This window comes from Rhodococcus ruber NBRC 15591 (assembly GCF_001894945.1).
Lineage (GTDB): Bacteria > Actinomycetota > Actinomycetes > Mycobacteriales > Mycobacteriaceae > Rhodococcus > Rhodococcus ruber.
In genome coordinates, this window is record NZ_BCXE01000016.1 from 123,265 (window position 1) to 138,999 (window position 15,735).

A 15,735-nucleotide genomic window follows, 5' to 3' on the forward strand; every position below is an offset into this window, starting at 1 on the left:
GAGAAAGCGAAGGCGGCGATGACGTTCAACGAGGGCGCGCGGATGGAGGGCGGCCGGATCCAGCTCGGCGGCGGGGGCAGCCCCGGCGGGCGGATCGCGATCGGCGGTGGCGCCGGCGGCCTCGTGGTGCTGATCCTGGCACTGCTGTTCGGGGGTGACCCCGGTTCCCTGCTCGGCAGCGGCGCCCCGGAGCAGTCCGGACAGTACGGTTCGGGCACCCTCGAGGGCTGCGAGACGGGTGCGGACGCCAACGCGAGCGTCGACTGCCGCGTCCAGTTCACCGTCGGCAGCCTCGACGCGGTGTGGGAACAGCAGCTCGGTCGGCAGACCGGCGTCGAGTACGTCCGGCCCGACGTCGTGCTGTTCTCCGGCGCGGTCGCGACGGGCTGCGGCAACGCCACGAGCGACGTCGGGCCGTTCTACTGCCCGGCCGACCGGACCGCGTACTTCGACACCAGCTTCTTCCAGGATCTGGTCACCCGGTTCGGTGCCAACGCGGGCCCGCTCGCGCAGGAATACGTCGTCGCGCACGAGGTGGGTCACCATCTGCAGAACCAGCTCGGCGACCTCGGCCGCGCGCAGGCCGATCCGCGTGGCGCCGACTCCGGGGCGGTCCGCACCGAACTGCAGGCCGACTGCTACGCCGGCGCGTGGGCGTACCACGCCGACAAGCAGCCGGATCCGAACACCGGGGAGCCGTTCCTGCAGCCGCTCAGCGACCAGGACATCCGCGACGCCCTGTCGGCGGCCTCCGCCGTCGGCGACGACCGGATCCAGGCCTCCGCCGGCGGGCGGGTCAACCCCGAGGGCTGGACGCACGGCTCGTCCGAACAGCGGCAGAAGTGGTTCCTCGCCGGGTACACGACGGGGCAGATCGCGGCGTGCGACACGTACACGGCGCGGGACCTGGACAACCCGCCGGCGCTGCGCTGACGCCGCCTCGCACCGCGGGGATTCCGTACCCGGAACGCGGTGCGCGTGCCATGCTCGAGGGGTCCGCACCGGTACGAGGTGACCTGCCGTGGAATGGTACGACGCCGAGGGGTATTCGCTGGGACGGTTGCTGTGCACGCGCGCGCTCGCCCTGGTCTACCTCGTCGCGTTCCTCGTGGCGCTCAATCAGTTCCGGGCGCTGCTCGGATCCGCCGGCCTGACGCCGATCCCCCGCTTCCTGAGCGCGACGTCGTTCGGGCGTGCCCCGAGCGTGTTCCACCTGCGCTACTCGGACCGTCTCTTCGCGGCGGTCGCCGGTCTCGGCGCGGTCCTGGCCGCCGCGACGGCCCTCGGGGTGACGGACCGGCTGCCGCTGATCGCCTCGATGCTCGTCTGGTTCCTGATGTGGCTGCTGTACCTGTCGATCGTCAACGTCGGTCAGGTCTGGTACTCGTTCGGCTGGGAATCGTTGCTGCTCGAGACCGGATTCCTGGCGATCTTCCTCGGCAACGCGGACACCGCCCCGCCGCTGCTCGGCCTGATCCTGCTCCGCTGGCTGCTGTTCCGGCTCGAGTTCGGCGCGGGCCTGATCAAGATGCGCGGCGACCGGTGCTGGCGGGACCTGACGTGCCTGTACTACCACCACGAGACCCAGCCGATGCCGGGGCCGCTGAGCTGGTACTTCCATCGTCTGCCGAAGCCGCTGCACCGGGTCGAGGTGGCCGGGAACCATGTCACCCAGCTGGTGGTGCCGTTCTTCCTGTTCGCGCCGCAGCCGATCGCGGGGATCGCGGCGTCGATCATGATCGTCACCCAGCTGTGGCTGGTGGCCAGCGGGAACTTCTCCTGGCTGAACTGGCTGGCGATCGTGCTGGCGCTGTCGGTGATCCCCGACGACTGGTGGGAGCGTCTGCTGCCGCTCGAGCCGGGCACGGGGTACGGGCCGACACCGACGGTGTTCGTGGCCGCGGTCCTGGCGCTGACCGGGGCGGTCGCGGTGCTGAGCTACCTGCCGGTGCGGAACATGCTCTCCCACCGGCAGGCGATGAACGCCTCGTTCAATCGATGGCACTTCGTCAACACCTACGGTGCGTTCGGCAGCATCACCCGGCACCGGCACGAGGTGATCGTCGAGGGCACCTCGGATCGGGACGTCGGTCCCGGCACCGTGTGGCGTGAGTACGAGTTCAAGGGCAAGCCCGGCGACGTGCACCGCCGGCCCCGTCAGTACGCGCCGTACCACCTACGGCTGGACTGGTTGATGTGGTTCGCTGCGCTGTCCCCCGACTACGCGCGGTCCTGGTTCGGGCGGCTGCTCGAGAAGCTGCTCACCAACGACGAGCACGTGACGGCGTTGCTGCGCCGTAATCCGTTTCCCGACGAGCCGCCGCGGTGGGTGCGGGCCCGGTATTTCAGTTATCGGTACACCACGCGGCGCGAGCGCCGGGAGACCGGCGCGTGGTGGGTGCGTGAATACATCACCGAGTACATGCGACCGGTGACCCTGGCCGAGGGCGACGTCGGCTGAAACTGCCGCGACGGCGACGTTACCGATTGTTTGTTTTCCGAAATCGAGATATTTACCCGCGGGAATTCACAAGAAGGCGGCCTGCGGTTGTGCAACCGCAGGCCGCCTGCTCGTCGAGTCGAGCCTACGCAGCAGCCTCGGAGCTGCCGGCGGCCTCAGCCGAACCCGAGAAGAAGTCGAGCGCGTCGAAGAGCGTCGACACGGCGTCGAAGAATTCGCTGAGGAAAGCGAGGTCCATTAGGTAACTCCATTTCTGATGCTGTACACGGCGGTGCGGGTCGCGCACCGGCTCAATTGTTACCGGAGGCTCCGAGCGTCTGCAATTCGAGACACAATCCGGCAGATACGACGTTCCGCGGAATTCCCGCAATACGGACCGCGGTGGCAATGCCCGTCGCGTCGCAATTCACGCAGGTCGTCCCGCTTCGGGGCGCGCAATCGGCGCCGCACACAATTCGTCGACGGCGGCGGAGAATCCTTCGGCCACGATCTCGAGATCGGGAACGAGCACCGCGTCCGCAACCAGATCGATATTCAGCCGGCCCGCGTAGGAGAGGACGCCGACGGCGAGCCCGACATTGCCCTGCACCACCCCGATCTGGAACATCTCGCGGATGCGGGCACCGACGAAGTGCAGCGGCACGGGCGGGCCGACCAGATTGCTGACGAACAGGTTCACCAGTCGTTGACGCCGCATGACCCGCACCGTCCAGCGCTGGAGCAGCCGGCCCCCGGGCTGCAGCGGCGGCTCCCGCCGGAGCCGGGCCGTCTCGCGGGCAATCGCCGCGAGGCGGGCGGCGACCGATCCGGCGCCCACCGGAAGGGCCACGAGCAGGATCCCGACCCGATTTCCCGGGCTCCGGTCCTCGGCGGTACGCAACGACGCCGCCACCGACGCCGTCAGCACCAGGTCCGGGTCGCGTACGCCGCGTGCGTCGAGGAGGCGCCGCACGCCGGCCGCGACGGCGGCGAGTACGACGTCGTTGACCGTCGCTCCGTGCGCGTGGGCGACGCGACGGATCTCGGCGAGGTCGCAGCGCACCAGGCTCAGCCGGCGGTGTGGTCCGACGGGACCGTCGAACGGTACCCTCGGGGCCTTGCCGCGCCGCACGAGCGCGCGCACCTGCCGCATCCGCAGGGCGGCCCGTCGCGCCGCCACCGTCGGCCGCACCGCCCGGATCCGATGCCGCGCGGCCGTGGTCCGGCGGCGCAGGTTGTCGCGGACGAGGGCGTGCACCGAGGGCACCTGCACCGGGGTGGGCACGGGAACCTGCCCCTCGTCGGCCGGCCCCTCGTCGGCCGGCACGGAGGCGGTGTCGAGGAGCGCGCCGAACAGTTCGAGGGCGGCGATACCGTCGGCGACCACATGGTGCAGCCGCACGAGCAGCGCGATCGTCTCGTCGTCGCGACCGGTGAGCAGCCACATCTCCCACAGTGGCCGCGACCGGTCGAGGCGCGGCTCGTCGAGTTCCGCGCACGCGCGCACCAGGGCTGCCTCGTCGCCGGGCGCGGGCAGGGCGCGGGTCCGGACGTGGTACGAGATGTCGAAGCGCGGGTCGTCGACCCACACCGGCGGTCCGGCACCCGGCGGCGGCCGGTGCAGCCGCTGGCGCAGCCGCGGTGCTCGACGGGTGCGGCGCTCGACGTGGTCGCGGATCGCCGCCAGGCGGAGCCGTCCGGCTGCATCGCACAGCGGCGTCCCGTCCACGACGACGAGCGCCGCCACGTGCATCGGCACCCCGCGGTCCTCGACGCGCAGGTTGCCCACGTCGAGCGGACTCAGCCGCTCGAACCGGGGCCGCTGCTCCGCCATGGATTCGTCCTGCCGTCGTGGCCGCGCGGGGCCCGGGGACCGCTCAGCGCCCCCCGGGGCGTCTCGGTGGCATCTTCGTCGCCAGGACCGCGGCCTGGGTGCGGCGCTCCACACCGAGCTTGGCCAGCAGCCGCGACACGTAGTTCTTCACCGTCTTCTCGGCCAGGAACATCCGTTCGGCGATCTGACGGTTGGTCAGCCCCTCGCCGAGCAGCGCGAGCAGGTTCCGCTCCTGCTCGGTCAGGTTCGCGTACGGGCCGTCGCTGCCGCTGGTGTCGGCGCGCAGCTTCGCCATCAGCGTGGTCGCGGCGCGGCTGTCGAGCAGGGACTTGCCGGCGCCCACGTCCCGCACGGCCCGGATCAGCTCGGTGCCGCGGATGTCCTTGAGCGCGTATCCGCTCGCGCCGGCGAGGATCGCGTCGAGCATCGCCTGCTCGTCGGTGAACGAGGTCAGCATCAGGCAGCGCAGTTGCGGCATCTGTGAGAGCAGCTCCCGGCACAGCTCGATGCCGTTGCCGTCCGGGAGCCGGACGTCGAGCACGGCCACGTCGGGTTCCGCGGCCGGAACCCGGACGAGGGCCTCGCCGTACGACGACGCCTCCCCCGCGATCGTCAGGTCGGGATCCGTGGTGAGCAGATCCGCGATGCCACGGCGGACCACCTCGTGGTCGTCGACGAGAAAGACCCTGACCATGCGGCAGCCTCCAATCCCCGGACAGCACGGTACCGCACGGTGAGCCCGCTCACACCGGCTCGGACCGGGCGGTCGACGGCCGCAGAACGATCAGCTGCCCGCGCCGGGCCACCACGGCAGCGTGGTGCGCCGCCCGCTGATGTGCTCGACGTCGATGACGAGGAGCGGATCCGTCGGGCCGATGCCCCACGGCACACCGTGGTCACCGTCGAATCCGAGGAGGCCGTCGGTGCCCCGCACGAGCCGGGCGCGGCCGATCGCGACCACGCTCCATCCCGTCCGGACCGCCTCCTCGAGCTGCTCGGCATGGAAGGCGAGCAGCCCGCCGTCGAAGCGCTCGAACCACCCGTCGTCCCCGGTGGGAACGACGATCTCGCCGTTCGGGGCGGCAAAGGTCACCGGATGCACCGCCGGCAGTGCGCCGTCGGTGTAGACCAGACGGCCGGTCGGCACCGAGCGCAACAGCGCCATGCACCGCCCCGGGGGGAGCGGGGATTCCGGACCCGTCGTCATCCTGGACCTTCTTCACCTGTGGAGACGTTCTCCGACTCCACAGTGGTCCGTCGTGTCCGCAAGCAGCAGGGTCGAAAGTCGTCACCGTGGGGGCGCAAGTCACCGCGGCGGCGGCGGTCCGCGGATTACCCTCGGCACAATGGGAGAAACCGGGCCTTCCGAAGCGGCCGGGGCGGGGCCCGGGGCCCGGGATCCACTGAAGGGGTGAGCGATGGCTGCCGACGAGGAACCGTTGCTCTCGGGCACGCTGTCCCAACTGCGGCTGCGGGAGCTGCTCGCGGAGGTCCAGGACCGCATCGACCAGGTGATCGTCGCGCGCGATCAGATCGACGGGCTGCTCGAGGCCGTGCTCACGGTCGCGTCCGGCCTCGAGCTCGAGGCGACGCTCGCACGCATCGTGCACGCGGCCATCGAACTCGTGGACTGTCGTTACGGCGCCCTGGGCGTGCTCAATCGCCGTGGCGACGGACTGCAGAACTTCGTGTACGAGGGCATCGACGAGGACGCTCGCGCGTCGATCGGCGACCTCCCCACCGGTCACGGCCTGCTCGGGCTGCTGATCGAGCAACCGAAACCGATCCGTCTCGACAACCTGGCCCAGCACGTGGCCTCGTCCGGCTTCCCGGACCACCACCCGCCGATGCGGACCTTCCTGGGTGTCCCGGTCCGGGTGCACGGGGAGGTGTTCGGCAATCTCTACCTCACCGAGAAGGCGAACGGCCAGTCCTTCACCGAGGACGACGAGGTGATCGTGCAGGCCCTCGCGGCCGCGGCGGGCATCGCGGTGGACAATGCGCGCCTGTTCGAGGAGGCCCGGCTGCGGCAGCGCTGGCAGGAGGCCACGAGCGAGATCCGGGCGGAACTACTGGCCGATACCGCCCCGCAGGACGTGCTCGACCTGATCGCCCGGCGCGCGCTGGTGCTGGCGGAGGCGGACCACGTCCAGATCGCCCAGCCCGAGGACACCGACGTGCCGCCGGAGGAGGTCTCGGCCCTGGTCGTCACCGCGTACGCCGGTTCGGACCCCGCGGCGTTCGAGGGCAAACGGATCCGGGTGGAGGGCACCGCGACCGGGGTCGTGTACCGGGGCGGGCGACCGCTCCAGGTCACGGAGTTCGACGGCGACGGCGACGGCGACCGGCACGGACCGGCGCTGCTGCTGCCCCTGCGTGCCTCGGCCGACACCGTGTCGGGGGTGCTGTCGGTCGTTCGCACCGCGGGTCGGGAACCCTTCGACGACCGTCAGCTCTTCCTCGCCACGTCCTTCACCGACCAGGCGGCGCTCGCGCTGAAGCTGGCCGACGACCAGCGGCGGCTCAATTCCCTGACCGTGTTCGCCGACCGGGACCGGATTGCGCGGGATCTGCACGACCATGTCATCCAGCGGTTGTTCGCCCACGGCCTGAACCTGCAGAGCACGCATGCCCGCACCCGCTCCCCGGAGATCCGCGGGCGCCTGGCCGACATGATCGACGACGTGCAGAGCATCATCACCGATGTGCGCACCGCGATCTTCGACCTGCACAGCGGGCCGGAGAGCGGCCGGCAACTGCGCCAGGCCCTGCAGGACATCGTCGCCGAACAGACCGCCGATGCGGGCCTGCGCACCGTGGTGCGCATGTCGGGGCCGCTCAACGTCATCACCGGTCCCCTCGCCGACCACGCGGAGGCGGTGCTGCGGGAGGCGATGAGCAACGTGGTGCACCATTCCGGCGCGGACACCGTCACCGTCACCGTGTCGGTGGACGACTACCTCACCCTCGACGTCACCGACAACGGCATCGGTCTTCCGGCCACCGTCGCGCGCAGTGGACTGCACAACCTCGCCTCCCGGGCGGAGGACGCCGCCGGCACCTTCGCCGCTGCCGCGCTCGCCACCGGTGGCACCCGTGTGCTGTGGTCGGCTCCCCTGCCCGAGGACTGAGCTCGCGCCGCCGCGATGCGAGCATGGCCCGCCCCCGCCGCTCACCCGGGTACCGCCACCCAGTTCAGCGGCCTCTCCCGTTCAGCGGCCTCTCCCGTTTCAGCGGCCTCGCCCGTTCAGCGGCGCAGCCGGGCGTTGAGCCGGGCCGCCTGGCGGGTCAGGTGGTCACGCTCGGCGAGGTTCGGAGCCTTCCGGGCTGCCTCCGCGTACAACCGCGCCGCCGTCGCCGGGTCGCCGGCACGCTCGTGGAGGTACGCCGCCACCGCGCTATAGCGGGGCAGCGAGTCGTCCAGCGCCGCGAGCGCGGCGAGGCCGGCCTGCGGCCCGTCTGCCTCACCCACGGCCACCGCACGGTTGAGCCGGACGACCGGGCTGTCGGTCAGCCGGACGAGCTCGTCGTACCACTCGACGATCTGCACCCAGTCGGTCTCCTCGGCGCTGGGGGCATCGGCGTGGAGTGCCGCGATGGCCGCCTGGGCCTGGAACTCGCCCAGCCGGTCACGGGCGAGCGCCGCCTGCAGGATCTCGACACCCTCGGCGATCGACTCGGTGTCCCATCGGTTGCGGTCCTGCTCGGCGAGGGGCACCAGACTGCCGTCGGGTGCCGTCCGGGCGGCGCGCCGGGCGTGGTGGAGCAGCATGAGAGCGAGCAGCCCCGCCACCTCGGGATGGTCGATCGCGGCGGCGAGCTGCCGGGTGAGCCGGATGGCCTCGGCCGCGAGATCGACGTCGCCGGAGTACCCCTCGTTGAAGACGAGATAGAGCACGCGCAGCACGGTGGCGACGTCGCCAGGCCGGTCGAACCGCACCCCGGAGACGGTGCGCTTGGCCCGGCTGATGCGCTGCGCCATGGTCGCCTCGGGCACCAGATACGCGCGGGCGATCTGACGGGTGGTCAGTCCGCCGACGGCACGCAACGTGAGGGCGACCGCGGACGACGGCGTCAGCGACGGGTGGGCACACAGGAAGTAGAGCTGGAGAGTGTCGTCCACCGCAGGAACAGGCGTCGGCTCGGCGCCGTGGCCGCTCGGCCGGCTTCGCTCCGCGCAGACGAGGTCCTCGCGGCGCCGGCGGGCGCCGTCCGTGCGGGCGGCGTCGAGGAACCGGCGCCAGGCCACCGCGATCAGCCAGCCCTTCGGGTCCCGGGGTGGGTCGGCCGGCCAGGTGCGGATCGCCTCGACGAGCGCATCCTGCACGGCGTCCTCGGCCGCCGCGAAATCTGCTCCGCGGCGGACGAGGATTCCGAGCACGCTGGGCACGAGAGTGCGGAGTTCGAGCTCGTTCACCGGACGGTCACTCCGTCACGTTGGGCGGTGCCGTCAGGAAGGGGCGCACCTCGAGCCACTCGTGGATCGGCTTTCCCCCCGCGCCGGGGGCGGCCGACAACTCGCCGGCGAGCTCGACGGCGCGTTCGTAACTGTCGACGTCGATCACCATCCAGCCGGCGATGAGGTCCTTCGTCTCGGCGAACGGGCCGTCGGTGACGGGGGGCCGGCCCTCGCCGTCGTACCGCACGAACACCCCCTCCGGGGCGAGTGCCTGACCGTCGACGAACTCGCCGGACTTTTCGAGCCGGGCCGCGAAATCGTGCATGAACTGCATGTGGGCCGAGATCTCCGCCGGCGTCCACTGGTCCATGGGCACGTCGTTGACGGCAGCCGGGGCGCCGCGGTAGTGCTTGAGCAGCAGGTACTTGGCCATCGTGTTCTCCTCGGTGCTGGTGCGACCCATTGTGGTCGCATTCGATTCGGGGACGGAGTCGGTCGCGGGTTCTCGACATCGCCGTCCGAATTCTCTCGAATCCGGCCCGAATCCGGGATGCGCCACCCGGAGCCGAAAGGTCGCGTTTCTCCGATATGCGCCGGATCGTCGTGGCGCAGGGACTACCATCGAATACGGCGAGGGAACCCGATGAACACGAATTCGAACGCACTGGACGACCAGGTCCGGGCCGTACACCAGTTGGTACGCACGCAACTGCGCATCCTCGAAATCCGCCACGCGCACAGCACACGTCCGAGGGCGAAGCGGCACATTGCGGCGGACATCCGCCACGTTTCCGAACGATGCGACGCGCTCGAACGAATTCTGCATTCGCGCACGACCTCTGCGACCGGATCGTCGTCCCGGGCAGCGCGGCTGAGCGACTGCATCGCCACCATCGCCGGGTCGGCGGACAGGCGCAGCGTCGTCGCCCTCGAACACGTCCTCGCGGACCAGCTGGCCGACCGGCTCCACACCCTCGAATCCCTCGCGATCGCCCTCGGGGACCGGCCGCTGCAGCAGTGGGCACGTGGACTCCACTCCGTCGGCGCCGCCTGATTCCGCTGCCGTTTCCGTCCCGCCCGCCGGGGTGACGTGCCAGGCTGGAGCCACGGTCCTGCCGAGCTGTGTCGGCGGCCCGGTTGGAGGAGACGATGACGTCCACGCTGCCTCGACGTGCCGGATCCGACCGCGACGATGTCCGGATGCTGACCATGGGCGTCGAGGAGGAGTTGCTGCTCGTCGATGCCGACTCCGGCCGGCCCCGGCTCAACAGCGCGGCCGTCGTGGCGGGTGCCCGCGACGCCGGGCTCGACCTTCAGCTCGAACTGTCGCGCTGCCAGGTCGAGACCGCCACCTCGGTCTGCACACGGATCGACGAGCTGCGCCGGGAACTGCGCGTCTCGCGGGCGGTCGCGGCGGCCGCCGCCGCGAGCGCCGGGTCCCGCCTGCTCGCGGCGGCCGTACCTCCTCTGGAGACCACCCCGCCGGGGGCGCTGACCGACGCCGCCCGGTACCGGCGGATGGCCCGGCACTTCGGGGCGGTCACCGACCAGGTGATCTGCGGCTGCCACGTCCACATCGGCGTCCCCGATCGCGAGGTTGCCGTGCAGGTCTGCAATCACCTGCGGCCCTGGCTGCCGGCCCTGCTCGCGCTCACGGCGAACTCGTCCGTCACGGCCGGCGCCGACACCGGCTACGCGAGCTGGCGACACATCCAGTGGGGGCGCTGGGCCAGCGGCGGGCCGCCGCCCTACTTCCGGTCGGCTCGGCACTACGACGACGTCGTCGCGATGATGCTCGACGCCGGCGTCGTCCTCGACCCCGCGATGGTCTACTGGGACATCCGGCTCTCACCGCACCTGCCCACTCTCGAGATCCGGATCTGCGACGTGCCCGCCACGATCGAGGAAACCGTCACCGCCGCCGCACTCGTCCGTGGGCTCGTGTCCACCGCACTCACCGCGGTCCATCGCGGGGACCCGGCACCCCGGCTCGAGGCCGAGCGGCTCGAGGCCGCGTGCTGGCGCGCCGCCCACGAGGGCATCGACGGACACGGAATGGACCCGCTGACGCAACGGCCCGTCCCTGCCGCCCGGTTACTGGGTTCGCTGCTCGCACACGTGCGACCCGGCCTCGAGGAAACCGGCGACTTCACGTCCACCCGCGCGTCCGTGCGGCGGATCCTGCGCCGGGGCAACGGCGCGCGACGGCAGCGGCGCGCGCTCGCGATGTCCCGCACCGCCGCGGACTTCGTCGCGGAACTGGCCCGCAGCACCGTCGAGGACTGTGCACCGTCCGCTCCCCCGCCGCCGGCCCGGTGAGCGCCCCTACCCGGCCGGCGCGGCGCCGATGTCCTCGTGCCACAGATCCGGGTGCTCGGCGACGAACGTCGTCATCATGTCGATGCAGCGTCGATCGTCGAGCACCGTCACCTCGACGCCGTGCTCGGCGAGCCAGTCGTGGCCGCCGGTGAAGGTGACGCTCTCCCCGATCACCACCGCGCCGATCCCGAACTGCCGGATCAGGCCACTGCAGTACCAGCACGGTGACAACGTCGTCACCATGATCGTCGCACGGTAGTCGCGGCGGCGGCCCGCGGACCGGAAGGCGGCGATCTCGGCGTGCAGCGACGGGTCGTCCTCCTGCACGCGCCGGTTGTGACCGCGGCCGAGCAGGGTCCCGTCCGCGGCGAACAGGGCCGCGCCGATCGGGATGCCGCCCTCGGCGAGGCCCAGCCGGGCCTCCGCGAACGCGACGTCGAGCATCGCGTCCGCCGAAGGGCTCCCCACCGACCCGCGTGCGTTCGTCACGGCACCACCCCGAATCCCGGTCAGGTGAACGACTTGTGGATCTGCGCGCCGTAGCGGCGGACGATCTTCTGCTTGGTCGCAGTGTAGGCGTGGACGTCGTCCTGCAAGCCCCTGTTCTCGAGGGATCGTCGTGCGAGTTCGCCGGCGATCACATCGAGGAACAACTCGGCCAGCAGCAGCCGCGCCGAGTCCCGGAACCGGCCCCGGCCGTCGAGGTACAGCTGCACGGTGGGATCGCCGGTGTTGATGAGAATCGTGCGATGCTCGGGGTCGTACACGGCGCGTCCACCGTCGTCCCCGAGATAACGCAGGTCGTAGCCGACGAACATGTCCTCGCCGTGGTCCCGGGACACCCGCCGGCGCTGCACCGGACGAGGCGGCGCCGGGTGCGGCCGCGGGACATGGTGCGGCGACGGCGCGTCCTCGGCGACGACGATCTCACACCACGCCCAGAACGCACCGGACCGCACCATGATCTCGCCGCGCTCCCCGGGTGTGTCGCCCACGACGGTCCATTCCAGCCGCTGCACACCGGTCCTCTGCTCCACGGCGATCTCGGTGGGCCGTGGGTCGATCCGCAGCGAGTCGGGCAGCGTGTACGAGATCGTCAGCCGGTCGTCGCCGGGAAGGCGCTCGGTGTCGACCTCCAGGGTGACGTGGAACGGGTGGCCGGGCCGGCGGTAGTAGAACGGCGTCGTGAACTGCAGGACGACCGCGTCCTCCGTTCCGGTTGCCGCCGGCGGCGCCGAGGCCGGCGACGGGCCGAGACCGAGGTCCCGGATCGCGGACTCGCTCATCCGGTGCAGCAGGCGGTCGATCATGTGCGCGGTGGTCCCGGAGGTCGTCGCGTGCTCGAGGCGTGTGAGCTGATCCCGTTCGGCGAGAACGTATTCGGTGAGCCGGGCGCTGACCGCCTTCGCGAACGCGGCGACGAACGGATCCTTCTCGTTGAGGCCCTCGCGCTCGTCGCTGACGACCGGCTCGCCCCGACCGAGCCGCTCGATCAACGCCTCGCAGCGCACCGTGCCGAACAGGTACTCGGCGCCCACCTGGTTCTCGTACGCGAACAACTGGCAGTCGAGCACGGCGAGGCCGGACACGACGACGAGGCCGTTGGTGCGCTCGTCGCCCGACATGGTCAGTTCGACGCCCTTGGCCCGCTTCACGGTGAGGGTGAAGCTGTGTTCGGTGCCCTCGTAGACGAAACTGCCGGGCGCCTCGGGACCGATCAGGACGACCGCCGGGGGTTCGTCGAAGAGCACCCTGCCGCTGCGCTGGATCTCCCGCCGGCCGGCGACGTGCACCACCTCGACGGTGCGCCGCGACAGCACCTCCCGCAGATACACGTTGTCGGACAGTGCCTGCACCACGGTCTGGAACCGGGAGATGACCACGTGCGGGTTCTCCACGACCAGGGTCACCCGGGTGCCGTTGCCGTCGAGACCGAGGCGTGCCCGGTCGTCGTCCTCGACGGGCCGGTCGCCCCCGTGGTCGTCGTACAGGTAGCCGCCGTTCTCGCCGCGGAACAGGTCGATGCGGGTGAACCGGCCGTCCCTGACGGTCTCGAGCGTCCCGGCGCCGACCCCGAACACGGCCTGTTTGAGGCCGCGGCCGAAGTAGCCGCGGCCGTGTCCCTCGCCGCGCGAGAGCGGACTGTGCGCGCCCCCGTACGCCAGGATGCGGGCGGCCTGGTCGAACGGCATCCCCTCGGCGTGGTCGGTGACCTGCAGGACCGCACCCGACTGGTGGCGCTCGTAGGTGATGTCGATGCGGGCCTCGGCTGCGGCGCCGCCGTTGCCCAGACGCGAGTAGCTGTCGTCGCTGTTGGTGATCAGCTCGACGAGCGCTTTCTCGATCGAGGCGAAGCGTCGCGAATCGATGCCGATCACGCGCTGGTCCACGGGAATGGGGGCGACTGCCATCGTTCCTGCCTTGTCTGTTCCGTCGGGAAGCCCCGGGGGTGGCGTCCCGAACTTGCCGTGATCGTACCGACGTCCGCGCCGATCCCGGCGCACCCGCATCGCCGGGCGGCGTCACCGCATTTCGTCGCACCCCGTCGACTCCAGGTACTCGTCCGGCAGCCGTCCTTCGGTGACGACCTCACCGCCGGTCCACGTGAACGTCAGCTCCGCGAACCCGGTGGCGGCCGCGTGCGGCTCGCCCTCGCGCGGGTAGGTGTATTCGACGTCGAGGGAGTCGAAGGCCGTGGCGACCACCGCCGGGTTCAGCGCGCACGGCGTGGCCGTGCCGACGTACTCGCCGCGGTGGAACAGCAGCAGGTGGGTCGGTGACGACCCGGTCGCCCCCACGATGCCGACCTGCGCGTAACTGAGGTCGCTGCAGCGGTTGTAGTTGCCGTTGTACGCCCGCAGCCATGTCGCGTCGGGGATCTGCTGGGGCGGGGGCAGCTGCTCGATCACCGCGAACACCTCCGGCGCGTCGAGGTCGACGGCGGGATCGCACGGCTGCTCGTCCGCCGTCGTGGCCGCCACCGACCCGCCGACAGGTGCCTGGCGGGAGGACGTCGCGGTAGCCGGTTCGGCCACCGGCTGCCCGTCCTGGGTCTGCGCGCATCCGGCGAGGAATGCAATCGCGGCGACCGACACGACGCTGAGACCGGCTGTGCGACTCGACATGGGGCTCCTCGGGCACTCGGGTGCGACGGCGGTCGCCGCGACGGGAACGGATTCTGTCAGTTCGGACCGGTCCGGACGGGAGCTGCGTGGAAGTGTCGCCGTGTGGAAGTGTCGCGGAATGGATGTACCGAGCCTCGACGCAACGCCCACGGTCCCGAAGGCGGGGAACGAACCGCTGCACGAGTCCGGGCGCCTCCTCGGGCAACAGTTGCGGGACTTCTGGGCGTGGGCGTACTCGGACCTGCTCGGCAACGCGATGCGAGGCGTTCTCGCCGAATACCTCGTCGGCACCGCGCTGGGGTGTGTTCACGGTCGTCCCCGACCACCAGCGGCACAGCCGCCGCCGGCCGGGAGTTAACGTGTCCTGCGAGTCCCGCGATGAGAAGTGCGTTCCACTCGGGTCGTCCGAGGACGGACCGAAGTCCGACAACGGTTCACGCGGAAGCTCGAGGTTGCGGCGCCCAGGTTCAAGTTCAAGTGGTCGAACCTCCTACCCGTGCTTTTTCGGGACCTGAGCGATGCGCTCCTCGAGATCTACGACCCCGATGCAGGCCCGGCCGACGCGCTGCGAACGGTCTACGGCGCCCGCCCCACAGTCGAATTCGTTCGCGAGGCGTGGCCCACGCTCAGGGAATCCTGGCTCCGGAGCGACAAGGAATCCCGGCACCGGATCGTCGACGCGCTCCAAAAGGCGCGGAACGAACACGGCCTGGCCAAGGGCACCAGGGCCCAGATGACGTACCTCCGGAATCTGAGGAACTCCAAGACACTGCGGGACATCGTAGGGGCGGAACTGATCGAGGTCGGTGAGGTGGACCGACACGACGAGCCCGGCCCGCGAGCAGCGATCGACACGGCGGCGACCACCCACCGACCGGACAGCGCGGGGAGGACGACACCGTCCGTCCCCGACCGGGCGCACGCGGCGCCGAGGAGGGTGCCGGCATCATTCCTCGCAACGGACCGGTCCTTGTCGATCACACCAGAAAGCGGGTATCCGAGTTGAGCGCCACGTCGAGTTCCGCCGAGTCGCCGGTAGTGGACGCGGCGGAACTCGACGTCGCCCCCGGCTCGATCGTCGTGGTGCGGGACGAGGAGTGGCTGGTCACCCAGGCCGAGGGGGCTCCGACGGGTGGCTCGTCCGAGCGCGGGGCCTGTCGGAACTCGTCGCCGACAGCACCGCCGCGTTCTACTCGAATCTGGACCGGATCGAGGTGCTCGATCCGGCGAAGGCTCAGGTGGTGGCCGACGGCTCCGACGGGTATCGCAACAGACGTCTCTGACTCGAGGCGCTGCTGCGCAAGACGCCCGTCCCCTACGGCGTCGCCGAACAGCGCGATGAGTTCGGTGCGCTGCCCACCGCGGCCGGACCGCGACCTCGTCGACGAGGAGGACGAGATGATTCCTGCGTCACTGGTGTGGCAGCTCGAGCAAGCGTTGCGCATCGTGCCGAGCGTCCGCCGCACTACCGCGTCCAAGCTGATCGCACGCAAGCGTCCCCGGCTGTATCCGATCTACGACGCGGTAGTCGGCAACGTACTCGGTACCGAACGCGCCTACCTCGAGCACCCTGTTGCGGGCAGATAGCCAGGGTCGTCGAGCGGGTCCGCCTCAGGGC

Annotated in this window: 16 protein-coding genes; 8 read left to right on the forward strand and 8 right to left on the reverse strand. The window is 70.8% G+C overall.

The window, feature by feature from the left end; translation table 11 throughout:
• Positions 1 to 18: 18 nt before the first annotated feature.
• On the forward strand, positions 19 to 933 hold the full coding sequence (gene ypfJ, locus RR3_RS10910; RefSeq protein WP_010595179.1) for a KPN_02809 family neutral zinc metallopeptidase: 915 nt from the start codon (positions 19 to 21) through the stop codon (positions 931 to 933).
• An 88-nt stretch (positions 934 to 1,021) separates the two neighbouring features.
• Complete coding sequence (locus tag RR3_RS10915) at positions 1,022 to 2,461, forward strand: lipase maturation factor family protein (RefSeq protein WP_017681674.1); 1,440 nt, start codon at positions 1,022 to 1,024, stop codon at positions 2,459 to 2,461.
• 406 nt (positions 2,462 to 2,867) lie between these two features.
• Here RR3_RS10915 and RR3_RS10920 read toward each other — a convergent pair whose 3' ends face one another.
• From RR3_RS10920 to RR3_RS10930, 3 genes are all read right to left on the reverse strand, one after another.
• Complete coding sequence (locus RR3_RS10920) at positions 2,868 to 4,274, reverse strand: wax ester/triacylglycerol synthase family O-acyltransferase (RefSeq protein ID WP_064066284.1); 1,407 nt, start codon at positions 4,272 to 4,274, stop codon at positions 2,868 to 2,870.
• Positions 4,275 to 4,317: 43 nt separating this feature from the next.
• The gene (locus RR3_RS10925) at positions 4,318 to 4,968 is read right to left on the reverse strand and encodes a response regulator (protein WP_010595182.1); all 651 of its coding nucleotides are present in this window, start codon (positions 4,966 to 4,968) and stop codon (positions 4,318 to 4,320) included.
• Between the two features lie 90 nt (positions 4,969 to 5,058).
• On the reverse strand, positions 5,059 to 5,481 hold the full coding sequence (locus tag RR3_RS10930) for a pyridoxamine 5'-phosphate oxidase family protein (protein ID WP_010595183.1): 423 nt from the start codon (positions 5,479 to 5,481) through the stop codon (positions 5,059 to 5,061).
• Between the two features lie 211 nt (positions 5,482 to 5,692).
• On the opposite strand from RR3_RS10930, the gene RR3_RS10935 reads away from it, so the two are divergent.
• The gene (locus tag RR3_RS10935; RefSeq protein ID WP_010595184.1) at positions 5,693 to 7,405 is read left to right on the forward strand and encodes a sensor histidine kinase; all 1,713 of its coding nucleotides are present in this window, start codon (positions 5,693 to 5,695) and stop codon (positions 7,403 to 7,405) included.
• A 116-nt stretch (positions 7,406 to 7,521) separates the two neighbouring features.
• Here the strand turns inward: RR3_RS10935 and RR3_RS10940 are convergent, their stop codons facing one another.
• Together RR3_RS10940 and RR3_RS10945 are read right to left on the reverse strand one after the other, a co-directional pair.
• Positions 7,522 to 8,691, reverse strand: a complete 1,170-nt coding sequence (locus RR3_RS10940; protein WP_064066283.1) for an RNA polymerase sigma factor — start codon at positions 8,689 to 8,691, stop codon at positions 7,522 to 7,524.
• A gap of 7 nt (positions 8,692 to 8,698) precedes the next feature.
• Positions 8,699 to 9,106, reverse strand: coding sequence for a YciI family protein (locus RR3_RS10945; protein WP_026137985.1), 408 nt, complete (start codon positions 9,104 to 9,106; stop codon positions 8,699 to 8,701).
• A gap of 210 nt (positions 9,107 to 9,316) precedes the next feature.
• Between RR3_RS10945 and RR3_RS10950 the strand changes: the two genes are divergently transcribed.
• On the forward strand, positions 9,317 to 9,727 hold the full coding sequence (locus RR3_RS10950; RefSeq protein ID WP_017681682.1) for a hypothetical protein: 411 nt from the start codon (positions 9,317 to 9,319) through the stop codon (positions 9,725 to 9,727).
• Positions 9,728 to 9,822: 95 nt separating this feature from the next.
• Complete coding sequence (locus RR3_RS10955) at positions 9,823 to 10,992, forward strand: carboxylate-amine ligase (protein WP_064066285.1); 1,170 nt, start codon at positions 9,823 to 9,825, stop codon at positions 10,990 to 10,992.
• Between the two features lie 6 nt (positions 10,993 to 10,998).
• Here RR3_RS10955 and RR3_RS10960 read toward each other — a convergent pair whose 3' ends face one another.
• The 3 genes from RR3_RS10960 to RR3_RS10970 form a co-directional block, all read right to left on the reverse strand.
• Positions 10,999 to 11,436 carry a nucleoside deaminase gene (locus tag RR3_RS10960; RefSeq protein ID WP_010595190.1) on the reverse strand — a complete coding sequence of 146 codons (438 nt, stop codon included), beginning with the start codon at positions 11,434 to 11,436 and terminating at the stop codon, positions 10,999 to 11,001.
• Between the two features lie 65 nt (positions 11,437 to 11,501).
• The gene (locus RR3_RS10965; protein ID WP_048773568.1) at positions 11,502 to 13,403 is read right to left on the reverse strand and encodes an ATP-binding protein; all 1,902 of its coding nucleotides are present in this window, start codon (positions 13,401 to 13,403) and stop codon (positions 11,502 to 11,504) included.
• Positions 13,404 to 13,514: 111 nt separating this feature from the next.
• A complete protein-coding gene (locus RR3_RS10970; protein ID WP_010595192.1) occupies positions 13,515 to 14,117 on the reverse strand; it encodes an LppP/LprE family lipoprotein in 603 nt (200 codons plus the stop codon).
• Positions 14,118 to 14,613: 496 nt separating this feature from the next.
• Between RR3_RS10970 and RR3_RS10980 the strand changes: the two genes are divergently transcribed.
• From RR3_RS10980 to RR3_RS10990, 3 genes are all read left to right on the forward strand, one after another.
• Positions 14,614 to 15,123, forward strand: coding sequence for a hypothetical protein (locus tag RR3_RS10980; RefSeq protein WP_017681685.1), 510 nt, complete (start codon positions 14,614 to 14,616; stop codon positions 15,121 to 15,123).
• A gap of 91 nt (positions 15,124 to 15,214) precedes the next feature.
• Positions 15,215 to 15,400: a hypothetical protein gene (locus RR3_RS10985; protein ID WP_026137988.1), complete on the forward strand. Its 186-nt coding sequence runs from the start codon at positions 15,215 to 15,217 to the stop codon at positions 15,398 to 15,400.
• Between the two features lie 55 nt (positions 15,401 to 15,455).
• Positions 15,456 to 15,704 carry a DUF6308 family protein gene (locus RR3_RS10990; RefSeq protein WP_010595194.1) on the forward strand — a complete coding sequence of 83 codons (249 nt, stop codon included), beginning with the start codon at positions 15,456 to 15,458 and terminating at the stop codon, positions 15,702 to 15,704.
• Positions 15,705 to 15,735 lie beyond the last annotated feature (31 nt).